Source organism: Shewanella kaireitica (assembly GCF_023284045.1).
Lineage (GTDB): Bacteria > Pseudomonadota > Gammaproteobacteria > Enterobacterales > Shewanellaceae > Shewanella > Shewanella kaireitica.
In genome coordinates this window covers 25,475-50,673 of sequence record NZ_JAKIKQ010000026.1, presented here as the reverse complement: position 1 = coordinate 50,673, position 25,199 = coordinate 25,475, and the positions used below count along the sequence as shown (strand labels likewise).

Below are 25,199 nucleotides of genomic sequence, written 5' to 3'. Positions count from 1 at the left end.
GAGCTGTGGTCCCACCTGATCCCATTCCGAACTCAGAAGTGAAACACAGTATCGCCGATGGTAGTGTGGGGTTTCCCCATGTGAGAGTAGGTCATTTCCAGGCGCCTAATTTCTCGTAAGAGAGTATCAAGCCCGTTGCTAACGCAACGGGCTTTTTTACGTCTGCAGTTTGAGCTAGTTAGTGATGGTTGCTGCCTCTCATAGCGTTACATTGATAGCGGTGTGGCCGATATGCCCACGTGTCCACTTCGAGGACAATAAAGAGTAGGTCATTTCCAGGCGCCTACGATTATCAGAATCAGTCTCGTAAGAGAGTATCAAGCCCGTTGCTAACGCAACGGGCTTTTTTACGTCTGCAATTTATGGCTGAGCTGTTTATTTACTTGTTTACTCGTCTACTTTTCTATTTTCATCTCTCTTTTATTGTTAGATATTAGGTCGTTATGATCAATTCGGGCACTTTTTATCCAAGTATGTCGGTGATACGTAAACACTACTTCACATGAATTAAGAACATAATGGCAATTGGTTATTGCTATTGGCGCTTAGCTCTCCTAATTTAACTGCAATTAATTGTTAGGGATTACCCAATGAAGCTAGAAATGATTTGTACAGGTGAAGAAGTATTGGCGGGTCAGATCGTTGATACTAATGCTGCATGGTTTGCCAATGCGCTGATGGAGCATGGGGTAGAGTGCCAACGAAGAATTACCGTTGGTGATAGGCTTCAAGATCTTGTCGCTGTTTTTCAAGAGCGTAGTACGGAGGCCGATGTCATTGTTGTTAATGGAGGCTTAGGCCCTACCAGTGATGATTTATCCTCAGAAGCGATGGCATTAGCTAAAGGTGAGCCTTTGGTGGAGAATAAAGTCTGGCGAGAACGCTTAGATGATTGGTTTACTCGTAACGGACGAGTGATGGCCGAGAGTAATCTTAAGCAGGCACTAATACCTGAATCAGCCATCATGATAGATAATCCTGTAGGTACAGCCTGTGGATTTGCCGTAAAACTTAATCGAGCTTGGTTATTTTTTACTCCAGGGGTGCCTTTTGAGTTTAAGCAGATGGTAAAAGAGCAGTTCATTCCTTTTATTAATGAAATGTTTGAAATCGCTGGTGATGTAGCATTGCGTAAATATCTGACATTGGGGCAAGGCGAATCGTCTCTAGCTGATGCATTAGAAACCATTGTATTACCTGAGGGGATCACCATTGGTTACCGCAGCTCAATGCCACATATTGAAATTAAGTTGTTTGCACGTGGTAAAGCAGCAATAAGTGAGATGGATAAGATTGAAGCGCAGATCCGTTTCCTGTTAGGCACTGCGATAGTAGCAAATAATAAAAAGAGTCTTGCTGAAGAGATCCATGCTTTGTTGATTGATTCAGGGAAGACACTGAGTGCGGCGGAGTCATGTACTGGCGGCATGATTGCAAGTCAATTAATTTCACATGCTGGAAGTTCAGCTTACTTAGATCAAGGACTCGTTACTTACAGCAACGAATCAAAAGTTAAAATGCTGGGAGTAAAACCGGAAACCTTAGATGATCATGGGGCGGTATCTATCGCAACAGTTGAGGAGATGGCAAAAGGCGCAAGAGCTATCTTAGATAGTGATTATGCATTGGCGACAAGTGGTATTGCTGGCCCAACTGGCGGAACTGAAGATAAGCCTGTTGGTACTGTGGCGATAGCATTAGCAACTAGAAGCGGAGTTTATAGCCAGATGATTAAATTACCACGACGCTCTCGGGATTTAGTGCGTAGTTTAAGTACTGCTGTAGCATTTGATATGTTGCGTCGAGAATTACTCGATGAGGCCGTAATAGTAGATTATGGATCGATTAAACGTTTTCAAAAATAACTAAGTTTAATAAAGGCAGTAATGAAAAGTTCATTACTGCCTTATGTTTAGTCGTTTAGCTCAGCTTTTACTCGTCAAATACTAAAACCAATTTGCCTGGCTTCACTTCAATACGCTTGGTCATTTCAGCGATTAATGTCTGATTAGACTCCTTTGTATCGAGCACATACACAGGTTGAGTTTCTAAAAACTGTGTTAGAAACCCCATAAGCTGCGGTGCAATAGAGCCAATCGCTTTCTCGATATCCTTTGGCTTAGACTCTACTTTTACCAGATTAAGGTTACGTAGATACACACTCTGATTACTAGCATCATACCAAGGCTCCGCTTCGAACTCGGCAGTCAAGTCAGCACTGATAGGTAGCATCGGGTTGCGTACTTTTACCAGGGTGGACGCCATTACGGACATGGTATTGGGCTTAGCACCTAAAGTAACATCAATGTCATTTACTTTGAGTTCAATACCAAAGATCTGGTTACCTTGGTTGATCTCAAAGTGCATCTCATCACTTAAGTAGCCTTCCAATTCACTCTCTGTAATGCTGTACTGACTGACACAACCCGTCAGCAATAGCGATAGTGCACATAGTGTGATTTTAAGTATCTTCATTAACCTGTGTTTCTCATTCCGGCTGCCACACCTGCAATGGTCAGCATTAAAGCAAGCTCTACATTTTTTGAGGTCTCTTCTTCTCTACGGGTACGCGCTAAAAGCTCAGCTTGCAGAAAGTTAAGCGGATCAATATAGGGGTTTCTCAACTCGACAGATTCTCTGTTCCAAGGTGTGTGAGACATTAAACTTTCCGCCTGAGTGAGCTCAAGCACTGCATCTACACCAATCGCTAAACGCTCACGCAGTTGTACACCTAAGTGATGTAACTCTTTGGGTACTAAGCTGGTTTCGTAGTATTTAGCTAAATTGGGCTCCGCCTTTGCGTAAACCATCTCAAGCATAGATATACGGGTTTTAAAGAAGGGCCAATCCTGTTCCATCTCTTGAAGTAATGGCAGATCGCCTCTCAAAGTTGCAGCCTGTAGTGCTTCACCTGCTCCTAGCCATGCTGGCAACATTAAGCGGTTTTGTGACCAAGCAAAGATCCATGGAATCGCACGTAGACTTTCAATACCTCCATCGATACGGCGTTTTGCTGGACGGCTACCTAATGGCAGTTTACCGAGCTCTACCTCTGGGGTTGCAGCTCTAAAGTAGGACACGAAATCAGCTTCTTCTCGTACAATAGCGCGATAAGCGAGTACTGACTCATCGGCAAGTTGCTCCATGCATCTGCGCCACTCTGGCTTTGGCTCTGGCGGAGGCAGTAGTGTTGCTTCCATCACTGCAGAGGTATATAGCGCGAGACTTTGAACTGCGAGCTTAGGCAAACCAAACTTAAAGCGGATCATCTCACCTTGTTCAGTAACGCGTATACGTCCATCAACAGATCCAGGCGGTTGCGATAGAATCGCTTCATGTGCAGGTCCGCCTCCTCGGCCGATTGTGCCACCACGCCCATGGAAGAGGGTAAGCTTGATATCGGCATCTTGGCTGACAGCGACCAGTTTTTCTTGTGCACTGTACTGGGCCCAAGCCGCTGCCATTACGCCTGCATCCTTAGCTGAATCGGAATAACCGATCATCACCTCCTGTATGCCTTTGGTATAGCCACGATACCAATCGATGCTAAAGAGCGAAGACATACACTGAGACGCATTGTTAAGATCGTCTAATGTTTCAAATAGCGGTACAACACGCATTGGATGTGGGCAGCCAGTCTCTTTAAGCAACAGTAATACGGCCAGTACGTCTGACGGCTGGCTAGCCATCGAAATCACATAAGAGCCCATGGCTCTAGCGGGTTGTGTAGCGACTAATCGACAAGTACGCAGTACTTCTGCAACCTCATCACTACCTTGCCAATTTGATGGGATGAGTGGGCGCTTGTTGCTAAGCTCTCTTAGTAGGAAAGATTCTTTCTCCGCTTCGCCCCAATGCGCATAGTCGCCCATGCCTAAATAGCGAGTGAGTTCTGCAATAACGTCGGCGTGACGCTGTGCATCTTGGCGAATATCGAGCCTTAGCATATGGATACCAAAGCAGGCTATTCGACGTAAGGTATCAAGTAGTAGCCCATTGGCAATAAGGCTCATGCCACTATCGCAGAGGCTGCGATATAGCATCATTAACGGCTCTTTAAGATCTTTTTCATCCCAAATAATATCGGTTAGGTCGACTTCTGGATGATGACCTTCGAGTCTGGCGTTGAGGTAATCAATGGTGTTTCTTAAGCGGCTACGCAGATCTTTTAAAACATCACGGTAGGGCACATTAGAATTGTTGGTATAAGCAAGCAACTCTGCATTGGCTCCTTCCATGGATAATTCATTAACCAAAAGCACTACATCTTTAAGATATAGACGAGCAGCAGTATGACGATTTCGATCAAGAACTTCTTGAGTCACCACTGAAGTCACAAAGGGGTTACCGTCGCGATCGCCGCCCATCCAGCTAGAGAATCTTACTGGAGCGATATCAATGGGCAGTTGAGTATTGGTACGCTCTTCAACTTGTTGGTTTAGCTGGCGCAAGAAATCTGGAATCGCTTGCCACAATGACACTTCAATGGTGCTTAATCCCCAACGAGCTTCATCTACTGGAGTCGGACGCTCATTACGGATCTCATTGGTATGCCAAATTTGTGCGATAAGTTGACGTAAACGCAGATGATGCTGTTTTTTCTCTTGCTCTGTTAACTGAGGATTTTCCAATGCGGTTAACGAGTCGACGACGGCAGAATATTTCTGAATCAAGGTTCGTCTTGAGATCTCTGTTGGATGGGCTGTCAGCACCAAATCGATATCAAGACTCTTTAAACACTCAAGCATCTTTTCTTGATCAATATTACCACCGAGCATTCTTCCAAGAAGTTGCTCTACTGGATCGGGGACACATACAAGTTCATCGCAATTACGGCTGATTGTATGGAACTGTTCGGCAATATTTGCCAAGTTTAGGAACTGGTTAAAGGCTTTGGCAAATGGCACTAGTTCGTCATCGCTTAATGCCGATAGCAGAGTCAGCATCTCTTCGCGGGCAGCATCGTTGCCTTGACGTGAACTTTTTGAGAGGTGGCGGATCTGCTCGATTTTATCTAAAAAAGTGTCATCGAGATCGGTACGAATTGTGTCACCTAAAATCTGTCCTAAGGTGCCAACGTTTGACCTTAACGACGCATACATATCAACCATACGTGCTCCATATCTGTAAGCTAATCGATCACAATACCTAGCGACAGCACTCTAGGCAATGATCTAGTTCGGATTACCGTGTCTGAATGTGCTCTACCTCACTTTAACCATACTAATTATGGCGCTTAGAATGACTTTGCACTGAATATCTAATCTGACAAGGTGAATTATTTTATACAAGCATGATAAATCAGTTCTTTTAACAGCTTCTTCGTTTTATCTAAGTAGTGCAGATCAAGAAACTCATCGGGTTGGTGAGCTTGTTCAATGCTTCCAGGCCCCAGCACCAATGTTTGACAACCTAGCTGACTAATATAGGGAGCTTCAGTGGCGTAGTTGACCACTTGTGGTTCACTCTGTGAAAGCTGTGACACTAACCTGCTCCAACTACTGTCTTTATCATCGGCAAAGGGCTCCGAGCCTGGGTACAAAGGTGCGACACTGATACAGCCGGGATATTGGCTAGAAACCGGTTCTAGGTAATTTGCCACCATCAGCTCTAACTCTTCTAGGCCTAGACCTGGGATTGGCCTAAGGTCAATATGTAGATCGCAGCAACCACATATTCTATTAGCAGCGTCGCCACCGTGGATATGGCCAAAGTTCATCGTAGGGTATGGCACACTAAAAGCATCTTCACGGTAGTTTTCGGCTAAATGCTGCTTAAGCTTAAGCAGCTGACCGGTGACTATATGCATTATCTCAATGGCATTGAGCCCTTTAGCGGGATCTGACGAGTGACCACTTCGACCTGTTACCCTTATGCCTTGAGTAAAATGGCCTTTATGCATATAAACGGGCTTTAGGCTGGTGGGCTCACCAATAATGGCGTAATCAGGGCTGATTGATTTGGCTGCAGCAAAGGCCTTGGCGCCATTCATGGTGGTTTCTTCATCTGCGCTGGCCAATATATGCAAAGGTCGCTTGAACTTGTCCATTGGTAGCTCTTTTAATGCTTCTAGCACTAAAGCAAAAAAACCTTTCATGTCACAGGTGCCTAAACCATACCAGCGGTCATTTTTCTCAACCAGTTGGAAAGGATCTTGACTCCAACGCCCCTCATCAAATGGCACCGTGTCGGTATGACCTGCCAATAACAGTCCACCTTGGCCGTTACCATAAGAGGCGACAAAGTTGTGTTTATCACGGGTGTTTGCGACAACATGTGTTTGGCAGTTCATGCCTAAATCTGTAAACCAATTATGCAGTAGCGCAATAACGGCCTTATTACTCATGTCATGCTGAGCTTCTAAAGCGCTGATCGATGGTGAACCGATTAGCTGGGTGAAGCTGCTTTTTAAAGTCGGTAGTGTAGTCATTAAAAAACACCTAAATATATATTCAAATATATTGCATAATTAATTTTGTGTGTTAGTCTATCAAACAGCTAAGATAAGTACCATATTTTGATGGCCTTTAAATGAGAGTATATATGTTTAACCTAGTTCAATTATTAAATATTAAGGTCAATCCTACCCAATTCCTGCGACGATAAACTTGTCTTTAATGGTGTTCAGCCAGGGCTTAAGTTGTGCCCATTCTTTTTTTCGTTTTGTCATCTAAATTCAAGATAAAGGTTTTAAAGTCATAGACTATGAAAAATATAGCCATTATTGGCGCTAGCGGTTATACCGGAGCGCAGATCACCTCTCTCATAAATGCTGAAATGGGCTTATCCATTCAAGGTCTTTATGTTTCTGAAAATAGCTTAGATAAAGGTAAAGCTCTTGCAGAGTTGTACCCTACATACAGCCATATTCATCTTTGTTTAAGCCCACTAAACGATGATGCTAAAGCCGCAATTGTTGAGCAGGCTGACGCCGTGGTATTAGCGACAGACCATGTAGTGAGTTTACACTTAGCGGCTTGGTTTTATCAGCAAGGTCTAGCGGTGTTTGACTTAAGTGGTGCTTATCGATTTGAAGCGTTAGATAAATATCCTAAGTGGTATGGTTTTACTCATGAATACCCACAAGTGCTTGCTGATGCTGTTTATGGTTTAGCGGAATGGAATGCAGAGAAAATCGCAACCAGTAAGATGATCGCTGTGCCCGGTTGTTACCCAACGGCATCACTAACCGCACTAAAGCCATTGGCTCATTTATTGACAGATGTAATGCCAGTTATCAACGCCGTAAGCGGTGTGACTGGCGCAGGTAGAAAAGCGCAACTGCATACTAGTTTTTGTGAGGTGAGCTTAACGCCATACGGGGTACTTGGGCATAGGCATCAACCTGAAATTGCTACCCAGCTAGGCCAAGAAGTTATTTTTACTCCTCATTTGGGCAATTTTAAACGCGGCATACTTGCCACCATTACGGTACAACTCGCTCAAGGCACCACGGCTAAAGATATTGAAGCGGCTTATCAGTGTTATGACAATGCGCCACTTGTGACGGTGAAGCAGAATCAATTTCCTAAAGTTGATGATGTGGTGCAAACACCTAACTGCCTTATCGGTTGGAAATTTGACCCTGAAACAAATTATCTCGTGGTCACAAGTGCAATTGACAACTTAATGAAGGGTGCTGCGAGCCAAGCCTTGCAATGCATAAAGATTCATTTTAACGAATTGTTAAAATAACGACTTTGGATCCTAAAATGGCAACATTAAATACAGAACTGAATACTAAGTCTCACGCCAAGCCTGTCATGATACTGAAAGTCGGTGGTGCACTGTTACAGTGTGAAATGGGCATGGCACGTTTGATGGAAACTGCGGCAAAAATTATCACTAATGGCCAGCCATTAATTATGGTGCATGGTGGTGGCTGCTTGGTGGATGAACAGCTTAAAGCAAATAACATGATCACGCAGAAACTAGACGGGCTAAGAGTGACACCTGCAGAGCAGGTTCCTGTTATTGTCGGCGCACTCGCTGGTACCTCGAATAAAATCCTGCAGGCTGCAGCAATCAAAGCTGGCATCACCTGTTTAGGTATGAGTCTTGCTGATGCCGATATGATGACAGCAAACATTAAAGACCCTCAGCTTGGATTTGTAGGAGAAGTTGAGCCAAATGATGCCAGTTACTTGGAGTTTGTATTAGCTAAAGGCTGGATGCCAATTGTGAGCTCCATTGCCATCAGTAACCAAGGCGAAATGCTGAATGTGAATGCGGATCAAGCCGCCACTGCACTGGCAAAACTTGTTGCCGGCAACCTTGTGTTGTTGTCTGATGTTTCAGGTGTACTTGATGGCAAAGGACAACTGATCAGCAGTTTGAATCGTAAAGAAATTAACGAACTAACTAAGATTGGTGTGATTGAAAAAGGCATGAAAGTTAAGGTCGAAGCGGCTCTTGATGTTGCGGAGTCGATGGGACAAGCCGTTCAAATTGCATCTTGGCGTCATGCAGAACAACTTATTGCATTAAGCAACGGTGAAGCCGTTGGTACTCAGATTCAACCTTAGGGAGCGGTTTCATGAACCATCTATTATCAATTAAAGACCTATCGCAACAGCAGCTTTTAGACTTGCTAGCGCTGGCAAAAAACATCAAAGCAAATCCGGCGGATTACAGAAAAGCCCTCGATGGTAAAAGTGTAGTGATGCTATTTGAAAAGCCTTCACTAAGAACCCGTGTCAGCTTTGATATTGGTATCAATAAGTTGGGTGGCCACTGTTTGTATCTTGATCAGCAAAATGGTGCATTAGGCAAGCGTGAGCCTGTCTCTGATTTTGCCGCTAATATCTCTTGTTGGGCTGATGCCATTGTGGCGCGGACCTTTTTACACTCAACCATTGAACAGTTAGCAGAGCATGGCTCAGTACCTGTGATTAATGCACTGTCTGATCTTTACCATCCTTGTCAGGGCTTAGCAGACTTTTTAACCCTTTCTGAGCAGTATGACGATGTGAGTAAAGTGAAGCTTGCTTACGTGGGTGATGGTAATAACGTGACCCATTCATTGATGTTCGGCGCGGCTATTTTAGGCGCACACCTCACCGTATTGTGCCCTCCTGGTCACTTCCCTGATGGCAAGGTTGTGTGTGAAGCCCAAGCATTAGCCGCAAAACATGGCGGTACATTAGTGCTTAGCTCAGACATTGAAGCGATAGCCGATCATGATGCTATCTACACCGATACTTGGATCTCAATGGGTGACAATGCCTCAATGGAAGAGATTGAAGCCAAGTTTAAGCCTTATCAAGTCAATGCCGAGTTAATGGCCGCGGCGGGTGCTAAGCACTTCATGCATTGTCTGCCAGCCTATAGAGAAGTTGAAGCAACAGCAGAGATTGTAGATGGTGAAGGCTCGCTGATCTTGCATCAAGCAGAGAATCGCATGCATGCGCAAAATGCCGTGCTTGTCACTCTATTTAGTCAATAATTTGTATTGGTTCGTACATACGAGCTAAACCAGAAATAATGTAGTAGGAATTAAAAATGTCAGCAGAATTAAAGAAAACAGATGTGAAAAAGGTAGTGCTTGCTTACTCCGGCGGCCTTGATACCTCAGCTATTATCCCTTGGCTAAAAGAGACCTACGATAACTGTGAGATTGTCGCTTTTTGTGCTGATGTTGGTCAGGGGGAAGAAGAGCTTGTCGGTTTACATGAAAAGGCTATCGCATCTGGCGCATCTGAGTGCTATATCGTCGATTTAAAAGAGGAGCTGGTGGCAGATTATATCTATCCAACCATAGCAACGGGCGCCATTTATGAGGGCACATACCTGTTAGGTACCTCGATGGCGAGACCGATTATCGCTAAAGCTCAAGTAGAAGTTGCTCGTAAAGTTGGCGCAGATGCCGTTTGTCATGGCTGTACAGGTAAAGGTAATGACCAAGTGCGTTTTGAAGGTTGTTTTGCCGCATTAGCACCCGATCTTAAGGTGATTGCTCCTTGGCGTGAGTGGGAAATGGTAAGCCGTGAAGATCTGCTTGATTATCTTGCAGAGCGTAACATCGAAACCACGGCTTCGGCGACTAAGATCTATAGCCGTGATGCTAACGCTTGGCATATCTCCCATGAAGGTGGTGAGCTAGAAGATCCATGGAACGAGCCAACTCAAGGCGTTTGGACCATGACTGTTGCCCCAGAAGATGCCCCTAATGCACCTGAGTACGTAGCGCTAGAGCTAGAACAAGGTAAGATCACTAAAGTAAATGGTGATGCGCTATCGCCTTACAAAGCGTTGATGTTACTTAATGAGCTTGCAGGTGCACATGGCGTGGGACGGATCGATATTACTGAGAACAGGCTGGTGGGCATGAAATCCCGTGGCTGTTACGAAACACCTGGCGGCACTGTAATGTTTGCCGCGCTACGGGCAATTGAAGAGTTAGTGCTGGATAAAACTAGTCGTGAATGGCGTGAGCAAGTTGGCGCTCAAATGGCACATCTTGTTTATGATGGTCGTTGGTTTACACCGCTTTGTGAGTCACTACTGGGCGCTTCAAAGCCGCTGGCGGATCTGGTTAATGGCGAAGTTGTTATTAAGCTTTATAAAGGCCAAGCGAGTGCAGTTAAAAAACGTTCGCCTAACAGCTTATATTCTGAAGAGTTTGCCACTTTTGGTGAAGATGATGTTTATAACCAGAAAGATGCAGAAGGCTTTATCCGTTTGTATTCGCTTTCTAGTCGGATCAGAGCGCTACACGGTCACAACAAGTAACGTCATTTTTAGATTTTAATATTTATACGGCGGACGAGCAGTCCGCCCAGCATTTAAGAGGAAGCCAACATGGCATTATGGGGCGGTAGATTTAGCCAAGAGAGCAGCGCACTGTTCAAACTTTTTAACGACTCATTGCCTGTGGATTACCGACTCATTGAGCAAGATATTGTCGGCTCGATTGCTTGGGCAAGCGCTATTACTCAAGTTGGGGTTTTGACAACTGAAGAGTGCAGTCAGTTGCAAACGGCGTTAAATGAGTTACTTGAGGAAACGGCAGACAAGCCAGAGTTGATTATTGCTTCAGGTGCTGAAGACATTCACAGTTTTGTTGAACAATCTCTTATCGCTAAAGTGGGGGATTTAGGTAAAAAGCTACATACTGGTCGTTCGCGTAACGATCAGGTGGCGACCGATCTTAAGCTGTGGTGTAAAAAAGAGGGACTAGCGCTACTTGAATTGCTATCCAAATTACGAACTGCTCTTATCGAACTCGCGGAGCGTGAAATCGATGCGGTTATGCCAGGCTATACTCATCTGCAAAGAGCGCAGCCTGTTTTATTCGGCCACTGGTGCCTTGCTTATGTAGAGATGTTTGAGCGTGATATCAGTCGACTGCAAGATGCTTTGAAGCGCGCCGATACTTGTCCTTTAGGGACTGGTGCGTTAGCGGGTACTGCTTATCCAATGGACAGAGTAAAGCTTGCGCAGTCGCTCGGCTTCGCAAGCCCAACGCTTAACAGTTTAGATACTGTATCTGATAGAGATCATGTGGTAGAGATCTGTAGCGATGCTTCAATCAGTATGATGCATTTGAGCCGTATGGCTGAAGATCTTATCTTCTTTAACAGTGGTGAAGCCGGCTTTATCGAGTTAGATGATGAAGTGACATCGGGCTCGTCGCTAATGCCACAAAAGAAAAACCCAGATGCTCTTGAGCTGATTAGGGGCAAGACAGGTCGGGTTTATGGCAGCCTAATTGGTATTCTTACTACGATGAAAGCTCTGCCACTGGCTTACAATAAAGATATGCAAGAGGATAAAGAGGGGCTGTTTGATGTTATGGACAGCTGGGCGATTTGTCTAGAAATGGCAGCATTAGTGCTAAATGGTTTGCAGGTTAATCGTGAAAGAACATTAAGCGCTGCGCAGCAAGGCTATGCTAACTCAACTGAATTGGCTGACTACTTAGTGGCTAAAGGTATGCCGTTTAGAGAAGCTCACCATGTAGTGGGTGAGGCTGTTGTTGTTGCTATTGCGAAACAAACACCGCTCGAAAACTTGCCTTTAGAAGAGTTGCAGAGCTTTAGCGCTATTATTGAAGCGGATGTGTATGACTGCCTGACGATTGAATCTTGTTTAGCTAAACGTGAGGCTTTAGGTGGAACATCACTGCCACAAGTTAAAGCGGCACTTGCGGGAAAACAAGCAAGTTAAACCTCGATTAGATCAACGATAACAAAAAGGCGGCTATTTCCTAAAGAAATAGCTGCCTTTTTAATCGATGTGATTACTGAAACAGATCTTCTTCCTCAGACTTATCGATAAAGATATCGCTGTTGTCTTCCTCTTGTTCAGTTGCATATTCTGTCGGCTCAGTACCCGCAATGAAGTACTCAAAGCGAGTGGTATAGTCTGTTTTACGGCTCAACTTGCCGGTGGCTAAATCGATTCGTGCAGAGACAATTCCTTCAGGTGTTTTGGTCGGCTCGACAGGCGTACCTTCCAGTGCATCCTTCATAAACTCATTCCAAGCCGGTCCCGCTGTTTTTGCGCCTGCTTCAGCAAGTGATATCTGATCTTTAGCACCATTGGCATTCCAGCTGGTGCGGCCGAGTTCTTGGCTATGATCATCGAAACCAACCCAAACCGTGGTGGCCAGTTTAGGATTAAATCCACTAAACCAAGTATCGCGAGATTCGTTAGTCGTACCAGTTTTGCCGGCAATATCTCGGCGCTTAACCACTCTTGCAGCACGCCAAGCTGTACCATTCCAACCGGTGCCTTTACTCCAATCGCCGCCCCCCCAAATAACGCTTTTGAGTGACTCAGTAATAAGAAAAGCTGTTTGCTCGGAAATAATTTGTGGCGCAAAACGTGAGTCCTCATTGCCACACTGCTCGGTGGTTGATGGTACAACTTCAGTTGCTGCTGTATCACCTTGCAGTTCGTTGGCCATAGCGGCAAAAGGATCATCGGCTAATGGTTGCTCGGGTTCACTAGCTGCACAAGCCAGTGTTGGATTGGCAGTTTCAATCAAATCGCCATGGGCCGACTCTACTCTTTCGATAAAGTAAGGTTCGACCAAATAGCCGCCATTAGCGAAGGTTGAAAATGCCGTAACGACTTGCAATGGCGTAACCGATGGTGAGCCTAGAGCGATAGATTCATTGCGAGGTAGGTCAGCTGGGTCAAAGCCAAACTTAACAAGTTGGGCGATGGTTGCATCCAGTCCGGTATATCGCATAGCGCGAACTGACATAACGTTAATTGATTGCGCTAAACCAACACGAAGTCTTGTTGGGCCGCCATAGATATCTGGCGAGTTTTTCGGGCGCCAAGCAGTGCCTTGTCGTGTATCTGGCTTATTAATCGGGGCGTTATTGATCAGCGTTGATAGGGTATAACCCTTCTCTAAAGCCGCAGTATAGATAAATGGCTTGATGTTCGAACCTAGCTGACGTTTAGCTTGAGTGACACGGTTATACTGGCTCATGTAAAAGCTAAAGCCACCGACTAAATTACGAATCGCACCATCATGAGGGTCAACAGAAACAATAGCGCTAGCAACTAACGGCACCTGGCTAAGTTGCCAGATATCACCGTTGTTGCGGATCCAAACTTGTTGCCCTGCGGTTAGTACCTCAGTGGCAAGTTTAGGTGCTTTGCCCTGGCGCTTATTAGTGATGAATTTACGTGCCCACTTGATACCATCCCATGGGAGTTCATATATATCACCTTTAGCAGTCATCACCTTGGCGGTTTGCTCTTCAACGCTAAGCACTGCCGCCGGATACATTCCTTGAAATGAACCCGTTTGCTTTAATTTGGCTTTGATATCTTCATTGTCAGGCTGAACATCACTCCAAAGTACCTTGGTGCGTCCACGGTAACCATGGCGTTCATCATAGGCATAAACGTTGTGACGCAATGCTTTTTGCGCATCCATCTGCAGTTTTGAGTCGACGGTGGTGTAGATATCGTAGCCGCCGGTATACGCTTCCTCTTCACCGTACTTTTCAACTAAGTAATCACGCGCCATCTCTGAAATATAAGGGGCATATAAATCGATGACTGCACCATGGTACTTGGCCGTAATCGGTGCTTGAATTGCTTCATCATATTGCGCTTGAGTGATGTTACGTTTTTCAAGCATACGGCTCAGCACCCAGTTTCGACGATTAAGGGCGCGAGTTGAGTTTCTAATTGGATTCGCTGCTGATGGTGATTGAGGTAAACCAGCAATCATCGCCATTTCAGGAAGAGTCAGTTCGTTTAGCTCTTTACCGTAATAAACTTGAGCTGCTGCTCCAACACCGTAAGCACGGTTGCCAAGGAAAGAACGGTTAAGGTAGAGAGTTAAGATCTCCTCTTTATTGAGCGCTTTCTCAATTTTTAAGGCGAGAAAGATCTCTTTTGTCTTACGGATATAGGTTTTGTCTCGGGTTAAAAAGAATCCACGGGCAACTTGCTGGGTAATTGTACTTGCACCCTGACTCTTCTTGCCTGTGGTCACCAAAATAAATGCTGCACGGATGATACCAATAGGATCGATACCTTTATGTTCGAAAAAACGAGCATCCTCGGTATCCAGTACCGCGTTAATGAGTTGTTCAGGTACATCTTCATAATGAACTGGAATACGGCGTTTTTCGCCAAATTGAGAGATCAATTTGCCGTCACTACTATAAATTCTCAGTGGCGTTTGCAGTTTTACCGTCTTAAGCGTAGTGACATCGGGCAGCTCAGGAAGCACGTAAAAATATGCTGCCACAATAGCACCAATGCCAAGTAGCCCAAGGCTAAAGAAAGCAATAACTAAACGTTTTAACCACTTCAAAGGAAGATTCCATGAATGTAAATAAGACCAGTAGTATATAAGCCGTTGAAGAAATGGTGAAGTAAAAGCCTAAGGATTAATGTTTAGATTAACCAAATTAGCTTGATTGGCTGCAAAGATTACCTAGAAAAGTGTAAATAGACGAGAGTTCTGCTTATCAAAACTTCTTTACTAAAACGAGAGTATTTAAGATATAGCCATACATGCTAGGGCTGAAATAGAAATTGGAACGACTAAATTGTGCTGTACTCGATCTTATTGAAAATAAATACGGCTGAAAATCAACCTCCGTCAGAACTGTGACGTTAGTGATATGTACTAACGTTTTAGCTAATTACAGTATTTATGGCTGTATATTGTTATAAATCAGTGTGGATAGTAAAAATGATATAGGTTTTTAGTCTGACAAAGTATAGGGCGATATAAGTAGTTATTTAAAGTCAATAAAATGGCAATTGTAAAATCCAGAAACATTTTGTACAAATAGCTATAACGCGTAGATTGTGTGCTAATCTATTTTTGAAAATAATAATAAAGTGACGTTGGACTATGCTTTCAAATATATGGAAGCGTCAGGCTCCGCAGATGGTTGGGATTGATATTGGTTCCCATGAAGTTAAAGCGATTCTGCTGAGTAAGACTGCTGATGGATATAAAATACTAAGTCATGCTGCTATCCCGCTAAAAAAGGGAGCGGTAAACGATCATGAAATTCGTGATACGGAAGCCGTTTCTGAGGCTCTTAAGCTGGTTAAGCGCTCACTTCCTAAAACCACAAAATTCGCAGCGGTTGCCGTATCTGGTTCTGCTGTTATGACCAAAGTTATCTATATGGATTCCTCTTTGAGTGAAGAAGAGATGGAAGCTCAAATAGAGATCGAAGCTGATAACCTGATTCCTTACTCCCTAGACGAAGTTAATATCGATTTTGAAACGTTGAGTGCCAATAAAACGGATCCAAGTAAAGTCGATGTATTACTTAGTGCTTGTCGTTCTGAAAATATAGATAGCCGTACAGATGCCCTTGAGGAAATAAACCTCGAAGTCAAAGTTGTCGATGTTGAAGGTTATGCGTTAGGCCGAGCCTTTGAAATGATATCGGCGCAATTACCAAAAGATGCGCAAAACAAAGTGGTCGCTCTCGTCGATATTGGCGCAAATATAACGACTTTTTCTATTGTAGAAAATGGGGAAACAACTTTTGTTCGAGAGCAGGCATTCGGCGGCGAGCAATTTACTCAGTCGATACTCTCTTTTTATGGCATGACTTATGAGCAAGCTGAACAAGCTAAGCTTGCGGGTGATTTGCCACGTAATTATATGTTTGAAGTGTTATCCCCTTTTCAAACTCAATTGCTTCAACAGATAAAGCGCACCTTACAAATCTATTGTACCTCTAGCGGCAAAGACAGAGTTGACCATATCGTATTGTGTGGTGGAACAGCCAAACTTGAAGGTATGACAAACCTGATGATTAATGAATTGGGTGTGAATACTGTGATAGGCGATCCGTTTAAAGGTTGTTTACACGCCGATGATGCGGTTAAGCAACAGCTCCAGCCTGACATTGGTAAATATATGTTGGCATGTGGATTAGCGCTAAGGAGTTATGCTGAATGGCGAACATAAACCTCTTACCTTGGCGCGAAGAAGCGCGCGAAAAACAAAAAAGAGACTACACCGGTGTACTCGCGCTGGTTTTCTTAGTTTCAGGTCTTGTCGTTTATCTCTCTCTAATGGCAATTGGTGTCGTTTCTGATGATCAAAAGAGCCGTAATGCCTACTTACAATCTGAAATTCAATTACTTGAAGCGCAAATTGCAGAAATCACCAAAATTAGAACCCGCAAAAAAGATATTGAACGCCGTACCGAGATTATTTTAGGGCTACAGCAATCTAGAAACCTGCCGACACATGTTCTAGATGAATTGGTACGAATCGTACCTGCAGGGATCTATCTTTCCAGTATTGAAAAGAAAGGCAGTATGTTGTGGATAGAAGGCCGAAGTGAATCAAATAATAATGTCGCTAATATGATGCGTAAAGTTAAGACATCTGATTGGCTACAAGATCCTAATATGCAATCGATTGTAGCGCAGAACGAAGAGCTGAGGCAGTTACAACGATTCACGCTAAGGGTCACCATCACCGATGGCGACAGCGCAGATTTGGGCGCGGTTAAAGGGGCGAGTAAATGAATCTCGATCTGAGTCAATTTAACGATATCGATTTTGAAAACATAGGTGCTTGGCCAAAATTGGTCAAAGTGGTGTTTGCAGCATTACTTGCCGTTTGTGTTTTTGTTGGCAGTTATTTTTTGTTTGTCTCTGATGCAATTGATGCGCTCAATGCTGAGCAGGAAAAAGAGCAACAGTTAAAGAGTGACTTCAAGTCAAAGTACCAACTCGCTGCTAACCTGAAATTGTATCGTGAGCAGCTGGCGGTAATGGAATTACAGTTTGCTGAACTGTTAAAGATGTTACCTTCTCAAAATGAGATGCCAGGCTTACTCGACGACATCACATTTGTAGCTACTGATGCAGGTCTTAAAATCAATAGCCTAGATTGGGATTCTGAAATAGTCAGAGAGTTCTACATCGAGTTTCCGATAAAAATTGCTGTAAGTGGTGACTATCATCAACTTGGACATCTAGTCAGCGGGGTCGCAAAGTTACCTCGAATTGTAAGTCTGCATGATTTCGTGATTAATCGAGATGACAGCGGCGGGCTCGCTATGGATATTCTTGCGAAGACTTACCGTTTTAAAGAGGGTGCGGAGCTGCCAGCAGAGAAGGGGGCATCAAAATGATGAGATCTTATTCTGCCATTGTGCTCGCTATCATGCTCACTGGTTGTGTCGGAGATCGTAGTGATCTTGAGCTATTTGTCACCACAACGAAAGCGCAACATGTTGCACATATCAAGCCACTTAAAGCGACACCTAAATTTGAGCACTTTGATTACCAAGCAGACCTTATGCGTAGCCCTTACATGCCGCCGTCAAGAGAATTGACAGAAGAGGTTATCGATACCACTAAGGATTGTTTACAGCCAGATTTAAAACGTCGAAAAGGCCGCTTAGAAACCTATGCACTAGATAACTTAAAGATGCGTGGAACATTAAGTGAAGCAGATACTATTTGGGCCCTACTAGAGACGAGTGACGGCAGTGTTTACCGCCTAGGAACTGGTCAATATGTGGGGCTTTATCATGGGAAAATAGCCAACGTAACGCCGCAAACAATCGAAATTATAGAGTTGATCCCAGATGGTTCTGGTTGCTGGACAGAACGCTCTAGCAGCATGGAACTTACAGGAGAATGATAAGGATGACAGAGGGAATCATGAGATTGTCTATCACGCACCGCGCCTGCAACATGGCCGCGTCTTTTTTGAAGGTGACTTTTAGCCTTGCGCTCCTATTAGGGATGGCTCCGCTTGCTAATGCAGCCAATAAGCTTATCGATGTTAAATATCATGCGGTAGTTGATCATCAGCTAGAGTTGCAGTTGGTGTTTGAACAGCCGATTGAAGAACCTGAAATAGACTTGAATGCCGATCCGGCACAGATCATTTTGGGGTTTACGGATAGTATTTCAGGGCTAGAAAAACAAACATTGCCGATTGAAACGGTTGGTGTTGAAACTGTCAGTACAGTGCAAAGTGGTGCCAGTCTTCAAGTATTTGTAGGTTTAGAAGACGTTAAGGCCTATCAAGGCCGGATTGTTGGCAATACATATCGACTGACTATCAATGACGAAGTCATTAATAGTAATGCTGGTGGCAATAATCCGTTTGTAAATGGCATTGAAAGTATTGATTTTAAGCGCACTGCGAATGGTGGTGGTCAGTTGTTAGTTAAATTAGACAATAGCACTGTGGCTGCAAACGTAGAGCAGGTAGGCTCTAAACTTGAGCTTAAATTGTATAATACTGATATTCGTTCTGACCTGCTTTACGTCATGGATGTACATGACTTTGCTACTCCAGTTAATAGCTTTGAAACGTTTAAAGAAGATCTTACCAGTCGTTTTCTTATCGATATTGAAGGCAGTTACGAATATGACTATCAACAAGATGGTCGTGTTTTTATCTTGAGCATGGAAAAGGCTGAACGTCTTGATATTGCCAAAGAAGAGAAGACCTATGATGGCCGTTCACTGTCACTGAATTTTCAAAATATGGCAGTCAGAACGGTATTGCAGATCATTGCTGACTACAACAATTTCAACTTGGTTGTTAGTGATACTGTTGAAGGCGACATTACCTTAAGGCTCGACGATGTGCCTTGGGATCAAGCGCTTGATCTTATATTACAAACTAAAGGTTTAGATAAGCGCATTGAGGGTAACATCTTGATGATTGCTCCAAGTGAAGAGATTGCCATAAGAGAGAGCCAAGAGCTTAAAAATCGGCAGGAAGTGAAAGAGCTTGCACCGCTTTACTCTGAATATTTGCAGATTAATTATGCGAAAGCGGCCGATATTGCCATTCTGCTAAAGGGTGAGGATTCTAGTTTATTATCGAATCGCGGCAGTGTAGCTGTCGACGAGCGTACCAATACTTTGTTAGTCAAAGATACTGAAGAAACACTGGAAAGCATCTATCGATTAATCGAAGTGCTAGACATTCCGATTAAGCAGGTACTGATTGAAGCGCGTATGGTCACAGTGAAAGACGACGTAGCGGAAGACCTCGGTGTACGCTGGGGGGTAACAGACCAGCAAGGAACCAAAGGTACGTCAGGTAGTTTAGAAGGCGCAAATGATATTGCGGCTGGTATTTTACCGAGTCTTAACGATAGGCTAAACGTTAACCTGCCAGCAGCGCCCGTTAATGCAACGAGTATTGCTTTTTCTGTTGCTAAGCTTGCCGATGGCACTGTGCTTGATCTTGAATTAAGTGCGCTTGAGCAAGAAAACAAAGGTGAGATTATTGCTAGCCCGCGTATTATGACCTCAAATCAAAAAGCGGCTTATATTGAACAGGGTGTAGAGATCCCTTATGTCGAAGCCAGCTCAAGTGGCGCTACGACTGTAACATTTAAGAAAGCGGTATTATCACTGCGAGTGACGCCACAAATAACGCCAGATAACCGGGTCATTCTAGATTTAGAGATCACTCAAGATTCACAAGGTAAAGTGGTGGCTACGCCAACGGGTGAGGCAGTCTCTATTGATACTCAACGTATTGGTACTCAAGTGTTGGTGGATCATGGTGAAACTATCGTATTGGGTGGTATTTACCAACAGCAATTAATTAGTCGTGTAAGTAAAGTTCCGCTTTTAGGTGATATTCCCTACCTTGGATTTATGTTTAGAAGTACATCAGATAAGAATGAGCGACAAGAGCTGCTTATCTTTGTCACTCCTAAAATTGTTTCCGAAGCACTTTAACCGTAATAAGTAAATAAAAGCCAGTGCTTAGCGCTGGCTTTTGGCAATGTGAAATAGATTTTTGATAGAAATGTGCTACTTCGCTTGCCATCAATAGCGGTTAGCTGAGATAATCAGCGGTCAAGTCTCAATAGAGCAAGGTAACATTTAAGGTCAACTCATCGTTTTCGAGTTGGCGTAGGCAAACTTCAAATAAGATTCAGACATATATACCAATGGCCGAAAAACGTAATATTTTCCTAGTAGGCCCTATGGGGGCTGGTAAAAGCACTATAGGCCGTCATCTGGCGCAGATGCTGCACTTAGAGTTCCACGATTCAGATCAAGAAATTGAAAGCCGTACAGGCGCTGACATTGCGTGGGTTTTTGATGTCGAAGGCGAAGAGGGTTTCCGCGTTCGCGAGACACAAGTTGTTGCTGATTTAACCGAAAAGCAAGGTATCGTGTTAGCAACGGGTGGTGGTTCAATTCAGAGCAAAGAGATCCGTAATAACCTTTCTGCTCGTGGGATTGTAGTCTACCTAGAGACCACAATTGATAAGCAAGTAGCACGTACGCAAAGAGATAAGCGACGTCCACTACTTCAAGTCGATGACCCAAGAGAAGTGCTAGAAAACCTAGCAGAGGTTCGCAATCCTCTTTATGAAGAGATCGCTGATGTTATCGTTAAAACCGATGAGCAAAGCGCAAAAGTTGTTGCAAACCAAATAATTGAGCAATTAGGTTTTTAAGATATGACTAAACAAGTTCTGGTTGAACTCGGTGAACGTAGTTACCCAATCGTAATTGGCCAGAAATTGTTAAGTAATGGCGAGCCTCTGGCTCGCTATCTTAAAAATAAGAATATCCTCATTGTCACTAATGAAACGATAGCGCCACTGTATCTTGAAAAAGTACAAGCCATGCTGTCCGATTTCAGCTGCGTGACTCCCGTGATTTTACCTGATGGCGAGCAATACAAAACGCTGAGCCAGATGGATTCAATTTTCACCTCTTTGCTGCAACAAAATTTGGGCCGCGACACGGTACTGATTGCGTTGGGCGGCGGTGTTATTGGTGACATGACCGGCTTCGCTGCAGCGAGTTATCAACGTGGTATTGATTTTATTCAGTTCCCAACCACCTTACTTTCACAAGTTGACTCTTCTGTCGGTGGCAAAACAGCAGTTAATCACCCTCTGGGTAAGAATATGATCGGTGCATTTTATCAACCGAAATATGTTCTGATAGATACTGATTGTTTAAGCACTTTGCCTAAAAGAGAGTTTGCTGCTGGTATGGCTGAAGTGATCAAATACGGCATTATGTGGGATGCAGAGTTCTTCAGCTGGCTGGAAGACAATGTTGAAGCATTGACGGCACTTGATACTCAAGCACTGGAATATGCTATTGGTCGTTGTTGTGAAATTAAAGCCGATGTCGTCGAGAAGGATGAAACAGAGCAAGCGGTAAGAGCACTGCTCAATCTGGGGCATACTTTTGGGCATGCCATAGAAGCTGAAATGGGCTATGGTGTGTGGTTGCATGGCGAAGCTGTTTCTGCTGGCACAGTCCTTGCTGCAATTACCTCAAACAAGCTTGGGCTCGTTGAAGAGTCAATTGTTTGTCGTATTAAAGCATTATTCGCTGCATTCGACCTACCAACTTCAGCACCCGAAACGATGAATTTTGAACAGTTCATTAAACATATGCGTCGCGATAAAAAAGTGCTTAAAGGACAGTTACGCTTAGTATTACCCGAAGGTTTAGGCCAGGCGGGGATCTACAGTAATGTGACTGATGAGCAACTTCAAGAGATTATCGACTGCGCATAAACTATGCTGCAGGTATTCGGTGAAATCTACATTCAGTTTTACAAATTCTTTAATGGCTAAAGACCCTATGTTTATTCAACATAGGCAATTCCTGCTGTGTCATTATCAACCATGCTCTGTGCATTCTAGTGTGGGAGTATTAGCTTAAATGTCTTTAACGGGTTCTACATTACTGCCTAGCCAAGAAGCTCTTTTAAACCGCTTACAGCATATTAGTCTCTATGGTCAGCAGCTCATCGTATTAACGGGTGAAGAGGGGGCTGGTAAAACCACGCTTGTTACTGCGTTATTAACTGAGTTAGAAGAATTTAGCTCCGCCCTCGTTATTTGCCCCAAATATTGCGACAGTGCTGAAATTCGTCGAAAGATACTAGTGCAATTATTAGCCGATCCGGTATTTGACGATGAGTTACCTTTGCCTGAAACAATGCTGAGGGCGAGCTCTGCATTACCATCTGCTAGTTGTATCGTATTGGATGATGCGCACTATATACCGTTGGAGATCTGGGCTGAATGTATTGTGTTGAGTCAGATGTCTTTTGCTGGCAAGACCGTCAATATAACGATGACTGCTCCAGTTGAGTTCCTCAATGATGTGTTACAACAACTTCCTGTGGATCAAAGGCAACTGTTACTGCCTTTAGATATTGAGCCAATCGATAGTGTTGAAAGAGAGGGTCTCTACTATACGTTATTGAGCCGTAGCGATGCCCAGCCATTTACCCCCAGGGATATCGTTAAAAATAGATTAGAGATGCAAAGTGGTACCCCGAAAGAAGTTGTTGAACTGCTTGAACTTGCGTTAAACGGAGAGGCTGAAAACTCGACGGCTCCATCTAAATTCAAACAACCACTGATTGCGGCTCTAGGTCTTGCATTGGTGGTCATTTTTCTTATTTGGTTTTTTGCTGGGGGTGAGCAGGAGGTTGAGCAGTCAACAAAGGTCGTGTTTGCAGGTGCCCCGGTTTTGACTTCGCCTTTCTTGGCCGATTATGGCAAGCGATTGTTAGCTGACTATTTTATGGCGCTAGAAAAACCTCGTCCGATTGAAGGTAAAGTCGAGAATGATAAAACTTTCGTCAGCGAGCTAGAAACTCAACTGACCGACAAACCTCGTGATTCAAAAGTGCTCGCCGTCGATGAGCCAATAGTTGATTCGGAAGATGTTACCGCGGAGATGGTTGAGCCTGCGGCAAATCAAACTATCGAGACTTTCTCAATCAAAGAAATTGAAACGCCAACGCCACCGAACCAGCCTAAAGATATTACTGCTAGCATTAACGTGCAGCAAAAGCCCACTCAAGGTTATACCTTACAGCTTGCGAGCGTTAAGCGTCTAGACTCTTTAGCGAGAACGTTAGAGAAAATAGCGCGACAGGATGGGGTTAAGGTTGCAAGATATAAGAGCCGTTGGGTTGTATTATTAGGTGAATTTGCCACAGTCAATCAAGCGAGAGAGCAATCGTTGAAATTAACAGCGAATGGCAGCATTTCAGCCCCTTGGATTCGAAAGTGGCAAGATCTTAGCGAATATGAGTTACAAGATAGTGTTCCAACTCGTGAAATTAATTAATAAACAGAGTACAATCATCAGCTCTCTTTTTCTTAGTATCCAATCAATTTAAATGATTAAAAAACAAAGGGCCTTCTTAAAGTGGGCTGGCGGAAAATTTAAACTGATTGAAGCTCTGAAAGAGCACCTTCCTCAAGGCGATAGACTCGTTGAACCATTCGTGGGCGCAGGTTCTGTTTTTCTTAATACTGACTTTGATCGTTATCTGTTGTGCGATATAAATCAAGACCTTATTAACCTGTATAAGATAGTGCAGTCAGAGCCTGAAAAGTACATCAAAGCCGCTAAAGCACTGTTCGTCCCTGAGATGAATCAAAAAGACGCTTACTATAAAGTTCGTAGCAGCTTTAATGAGACTAAAGATCCCTTTAAGCGCTCGGTGTTTTTCCTCTATATGAACCGTCATGGTTTTAATGGCTTGTGCCGTTATAACCGTAAAGGTGGCTTTAACGTACCTTTTGGCTCCTATAAAAAACCTTATTTTCCTGAAAATGAGATCCGTGCATTTTCGGAAAAGGCGCAGCGGGCTGAATTTCGTTGTATTGGTTACGAACAGGCAATCGATATGACCAAAGAGGGGGATGTGGTTTATTGTGATCCGCCTTACGCGCCATTGTCATCAACTGCGAGTTTTACCACTTATGTAGGTGCTGGTTTCTCGTTGGATGACCAGGCTCTATTGGCAAGAAAATCACGTCATACAGCGATTGAGCGTGGTATTCCTGTATTGATCAGTAACCATGACATCCCTCTAACTAGAGAGTTGTATCATGGTGCAACATTTGGGTCGATTCAAGTGCAGCGCAATATTAGCCAAAAAGGCAGTGGCCGCAAGAAAGTAGATGAATTGATGGCGCTATATGATGATTCATATCATAGCGAAAACGACTGATTTCAAAGTTGTTAGGCATTAATTGTTAATGCCTAGGCGAGCACCTGATTAACAATAAAAATGAGTCCTAATACAAATAGCACGGCGAGCAAAATACCCATCACTATGTAGGGGATTGGAGAAGAAGTTTGAAAGTCTCTAAGCCGATTTTGCTCTGTTTGCACACCAATAAAGGCAGCTAAGGTACTTAAGAGTACTTGCCACCATCGATATAGCATAAGAGTTGTTATTCACCCTTCATCGGAGAATTATCGCTAGTGATTGGCGAACTTTGATGGCCATATAACAGCTCAAAAAGATCGATAAAATGTAACTGATTAGTTTGGCTTTTACCTGTTAACCAGCTCTTCCAACTCAAGTCGTGTGACTGAGAAGCGCAGCGGTTACTTGGGTGGCTTGCAGGTAGACCTGGATTATAACTGCTGGTTGCTGTATCGCAGACGCAAGCAGCGCTAGAGGCCGTTTCTGTTGATTGAGATGTTAAGCTAATCGATCCTAAAGCTGCAGTCACGACAGCAAGAGTAGCAGCAGCTCTAAAAGTCGCTGTTTTCTTGAATAATCCTTTCATGTCGTCCTCCTATTTATCATGCAGTCGAAACATTATAGCAAACAAGGTCATATTTTAAACATTTTTTACACTTAAATTCATTTTTACTATTGCAATGAAAAATTTTAGCCTACCAATTTAGCGAAATGAGCTGCTAGCTATAGAGAGCATGGACAGCAGCAGGTA

At 43.8% G+C, this 25,199-nt stretch carries 21 protein-coding genes and 1 rRNA gene; 16 read left to right on the top strand and 6 right to left on the bottom strand.

Annotated elements, in window-relative coordinates; genetic code table 11:
• Together rrf and L2730_RS20960 are read left to right on the top strand one after the other, a co-directional pair.
• Positions 1–103 (top strand): 5S ribosomal RNA (rrf, locus tag L2730_RS20965); the annotation flags it as partial.
• A 487-nt stretch (positions 104–590) separates the two neighbouring features.
• A complete protein-coding gene (locus L2730_RS20960; protein WP_248976364.1) occupies positions 591–1,865 on the top strand; it encodes a CinA family nicotinamide mononucleotide deamidase-related protein in 1,275 nt (424 codons plus the stop codon).
• Positions 1,866–1,932: 67 nt separating this feature from the next.
• Here the strand turns inward: L2730_RS20960 and L2730_RS20955 are convergent, their stop codons facing one another.
• The 3 genes from L2730_RS20955 to argE form a co-directional block, all read right to left on the bottom strand.
• Positions 1,933–2,475: a YceB family lipoprotein gene (locus L2730_RS20955; protein ID WP_248976363.1), complete on the bottom strand. Its 543-nt coding sequence runs from the start codon at positions 2,473–2,475 to the stop codon at positions 1,933–1,935.
• Positions 2,475–5,111, bottom strand: coding sequence for a phosphoenolpyruvate carboxylase (ppc, locus tag L2730_RS20950; RefSeq protein ID WP_248976362.1), 2,637 nt, complete (start codon positions 5,109–5,111; stop codon positions 2,475–2,477). The genes L2730_RS20955 and ppc overlap by 1 nt, the downstream gene beginning before the upstream one ends.
• A gap of 167 nt (positions 5,112–5,278) precedes the next feature.
• A complete protein-coding gene (gene argE / locus L2730_RS20945) occupies positions 5,279–6,430 on the bottom strand; it encodes an acetylornithine deacetylase (RefSeq protein WP_248976361.1) in 1,152 nt (383 codons plus the stop codon).
• Between the two features lie 275 nt (positions 6,431–6,705).
• Here argE and argC point away from each other — a divergent pair, with 275 nt between their 5' ends.
• The 5 genes from argC to argH all read left to right on the top strand — a co-directional run bounded on the left by argC (position 6,706) and on the right by argH (position 12,168).
• The gene (argC, locus tag L2730_RS20940; protein ID WP_248976360.1) at positions 6,706–7,695 is read left to right on the top strand and encodes an N-acetyl-gamma-glutamyl-phosphate reductase; all 990 of its coding nucleotides are present in this window, start codon (positions 6,706–6,708) and stop codon (positions 7,693–7,695) included.
• A gap of 17 nt (positions 7,696–7,712) precedes the next feature.
• Positions 7,713–8,525 carry an acetylglutamate kinase gene (gene argB, locus L2730_RS20935; protein WP_248976359.1) on the top strand — a complete coding sequence of 271 codons (813 nt, stop codon included), beginning with the start codon at positions 7,713–7,715 and terminating at the stop codon, positions 8,523–8,525.
• Positions 8,526–8,536: 11 nt separating this feature from the next.
• The gene (locus L2730_RS20930) at positions 8,537–9,445 is read left to right on the top strand and encodes an ornithine carbamoyltransferase (protein ID WP_248976358.1); all 909 of its coding nucleotides are present in this window, start codon (positions 8,537–8,539) and stop codon (positions 9,443–9,445) included.
• A gap of 56 nt (positions 9,446–9,501) precedes the next feature.
• The gene (locus L2730_RS20925; protein WP_248976357.1) at positions 9,502–10,731 is read left to right on the top strand and encodes an argininosuccinate synthase; all 1,230 of its coding nucleotides are present in this window, start codon (positions 9,502–9,504) and stop codon (positions 10,729–10,731) included.
• Positions 10,732–10,800: 69 nt separating this feature from the next.
• A complete protein-coding gene (gene argH, locus L2730_RS20920) occupies positions 10,801–12,168 on the top strand; it encodes an argininosuccinate lyase (protein ID WP_248976356.1) in 1,368 nt (455 codons plus the stop codon).
• A 73-nt stretch (positions 12,169–12,241) separates the two neighbouring features.
• On the opposite strand, the gene L2730_RS20915 is transcribed toward argH, so the two are convergent.
• The gene (locus tag L2730_RS20915; protein WP_248976355.1) at positions 12,242–14,791 is read right to left on the bottom strand and encodes a penicillin-binding protein 1A; all 2,550 of its coding nucleotides are present in this window, start codon (positions 14,789–14,791) and stop codon (positions 12,242–12,244) included.
• A 549-nt stretch (positions 14,792–15,340) separates the two neighbouring features.
• Here L2730_RS20915 and L2730_RS20910 point away from each other — a divergent pair.
• The 9 genes from L2730_RS20910 to L2730_RS20870 all read left to right on the top strand — a co-directional run bounded on the left by L2730_RS20910 (position 15,341) and on the right by L2730_RS20870 (position 24,466).
• Entirely contained in the window at positions 15,341–16,420 is a 1,080-nt protein-coding gene (locus L2730_RS20910) for a pilus assembly protein PilM (protein ID WP_248976354.1), read from the top strand.
• Entirely contained in the window at positions 16,408–16,989 is a 582-nt protein-coding gene (locus L2730_RS20905; RefSeq protein WP_248976353.1) for a PilN domain-containing protein, read from the top strand. The genes L2730_RS20910 and L2730_RS20905 overlap by 13 nt, the downstream gene beginning before the upstream one ends.
• The gene (locus L2730_RS20900) at positions 16,986–17,600 is read left to right on the top strand and encodes a type IV pilus inner membrane component PilO (protein WP_248976352.1); all 615 of its coding nucleotides are present in this window, start codon (positions 16,986–16,988) and stop codon (positions 17,598–17,600) included. The genes L2730_RS20905 and L2730_RS20900 overlap by 4 nt, the downstream gene beginning before the upstream one ends.
• On the top strand, positions 17,600–18,115 hold the full coding sequence (locus L2730_RS20895; RefSeq protein ID WP_248976366.1) for a pilus assembly protein PilP: 516 nt from the start codon (positions 17,600–17,602) through the stop codon (positions 18,113–18,115). Before L2730_RS20900 ends, L2730_RS20895 begins: the two co-directional genes overlap by 1 nt.
• Before the next feature lie 20 nt (positions 18,116–18,135).
• Positions 18,136–20,187: a type IV pilus secretin PilQ gene (locus L2730_RS20890; protein WP_428848482.1), complete on the top strand. Its 2,052-nt coding sequence runs from the start codon at positions 18,136–18,138 to the stop codon at positions 20,185–20,187.
• Between the two features lie 215 nt (positions 20,188–20,402).
• Positions 20,403–20,918: a shikimate kinase AroK gene (aroK, locus tag L2730_RS20885; RefSeq protein ID WP_044555803.1), complete on the top strand. Its 516-nt coding sequence runs from the start codon at positions 20,403–20,405 to the stop codon at positions 20,916–20,918.
• A gap of 3 nt (positions 20,919–20,921) precedes the next feature.
• Positions 20,922–22,001, top strand: a complete 1,080-nt coding sequence (aroB, locus tag L2730_RS20880) for a 3-dehydroquinate synthase (protein ID WP_248976351.1) — start codon at positions 20,922–20,924, stop codon at positions 21,999–22,001.
• 148 nt (positions 22,002–22,149) lie between these two features.
• Positions 22,150–23,574: an AAA family ATPase gene (locus L2730_RS20875; protein WP_248976350.1), complete on the top strand. Its 1,425-nt coding sequence runs from the start codon at positions 22,150–22,152 to the stop codon at positions 23,572–23,574.
• Between the two features lie 52 nt (positions 23,575–23,626).
• On the top strand, positions 23,627–24,466 hold the full coding sequence (locus L2730_RS20870) for a Dam family site-specific DNA-(adenine-N6)-methyltransferase (protein ID WP_248976349.1): 840 nt from the start codon (positions 23,627–23,629) through the stop codon (positions 24,464–24,466).
• Positions 24,467–24,498: 32 nt separating this feature from the next.
• On the opposite strand, the gene L2730_RS20865 is transcribed toward L2730_RS20870, so the two are convergent.
• Both L2730_RS20865 and L2730_RS20860 read right to left on the bottom strand, forming a co-directional pair.
• Positions 24,499–24,684, bottom strand: coding sequence for a DUF2970 domain-containing protein (locus L2730_RS20865; RefSeq protein ID WP_248976348.1), 186 nt, complete (start codon positions 24,682–24,684; stop codon positions 24,499–24,501).
• Between the two features lie 8 nt (positions 24,685–24,692).
• Positions 24,693–25,034, bottom strand: coding sequence for a hypothetical protein (locus L2730_RS20860; protein WP_248976347.1), 342 nt, complete (start codon positions 25,032–25,034; stop codon positions 24,693–24,695).
• Positions 25,035–25,199: the final 165 nt, after the last annotated feature.

Coding starts and splice junctions, on each gene's coding strand:
- L2730_RS20960 (WP_248976364.1), top strand. CDS start 591: ATGAAGCTAGAAATGATTTGTACAGGTGAAGAAGTATTGGCGGGTCAG.
- L2730_RS20955 (WP_248976363.1), bottom strand. CDS start 2,475: ATGAAGATACTTAAAATCACACTATGTGCACTATCGCTATTGCTGACG.
- ppc (WP_248976362.1), bottom strand. CDS start 5,111: ATGGTTGATATGTATGCGTCGTTAAGGTCAAACGTTGGCACCTTAGGA.
- argE (WP_248976361.1), bottom strand. CDS start 6,430: ATGACTACACTACCGACTTTAAAAAGCAGCTTCACCCAGCTAATCGGT.
- argC (WP_248976360.1), top strand. CDS start 6,706: ATGAAAAATATAGCCATTATTGGCGCTAGCGGTTATACCGGAGCGCAG.
- argB (WP_248976359.1), top strand. CDS start 7,713: ATGGCAACATTAAATACAGAACTGAATACTAAGTCTCACGCCAAGCCT.
- L2730_RS20930 (WP_248976358.1), top strand. CDS start 8,537: ATGAACCATCTATTATCAATTAAAGACCTATCGCAACAGCAGCTTTTA.
- L2730_RS20925 (WP_248976357.1), top strand. CDS start 9,502: ATGTCAGCAGAATTAAAGAAAACAGATGTGAAAAAGGTAGTGCTTGCT.
- argH (WP_248976356.1), top strand. CDS start 10,801: ATGGCATTATGGGGCGGTAGATTTAGCCAAGAGAGCAGCGCACTGTTC.
- L2730_RS20910 (WP_248976354.1), top strand. CDS start 15,341: ATGCTTTCAAATATATGGAAGCGTCAGGCTCCGCAGATGGTTGGGATT.
- L2730_RS20905 (WP_248976353.1), top strand. CDS start 16,408: ATGGCGAACATAAACCTCTTACCTTGGCGCGAAGAAGCGCGCGAAAAA.
- L2730_RS20900 (WP_248976352.1), top strand. CDS start 16,986: ATGAATCTCGATCTGAGTCAATTTAACGATATCGATTTTGAAAACATA.
- L2730_RS20895 (WP_248976366.1), top strand. CDS start 17,600: ATGAGATCTTATTCTGCCATTGTGCTCGCTATCATGCTCACTGGTTGT.
- L2730_RS20890 (WP_428848482.1), top strand. CDS start 18,136: ATGAGATTGTCTATCACGCACCGCGCCTGCAACATGGCCGCGTCTTTT.
- aroK (WP_044555803.1), top strand. CDS start 20,403: ATGGCCGAAAAACGTAATATTTTCCTAGTAGGCCCTATGGGGGCTGGT.
- aroB (WP_248976351.1), top strand. CDS start 20,922: ATGACTAAACAAGTTCTGGTTGAACTCGGTGAACGTAGTTACCCAATC.
- L2730_RS20875 (WP_248976350.1), top strand. CDS start 22,150: ATGTCTTTAACGGGTTCTACATTACTGCCTAGCCAAGAAGCTCTTTTA.
- L2730_RS20870 (WP_248976349.1), top strand. CDS start 23,627: ATGATTAAAAAACAAAGGGCCTTCTTAAAGTGGGCTGGCGGAAAATTT.
- L2730_RS20865 (WP_248976348.1), bottom strand. CDS start 24,684: ATGCTATATCGATGGTGGCAAGTACTCTTAAGTACCTTAGCTGCCTTT.
- L2730_RS20860 (WP_248976347.1), bottom strand. CDS start 25,034: ATGAAAGGATTATTCAAGAAAACAGCGACTTTTAGAGCTGCTGCTACT.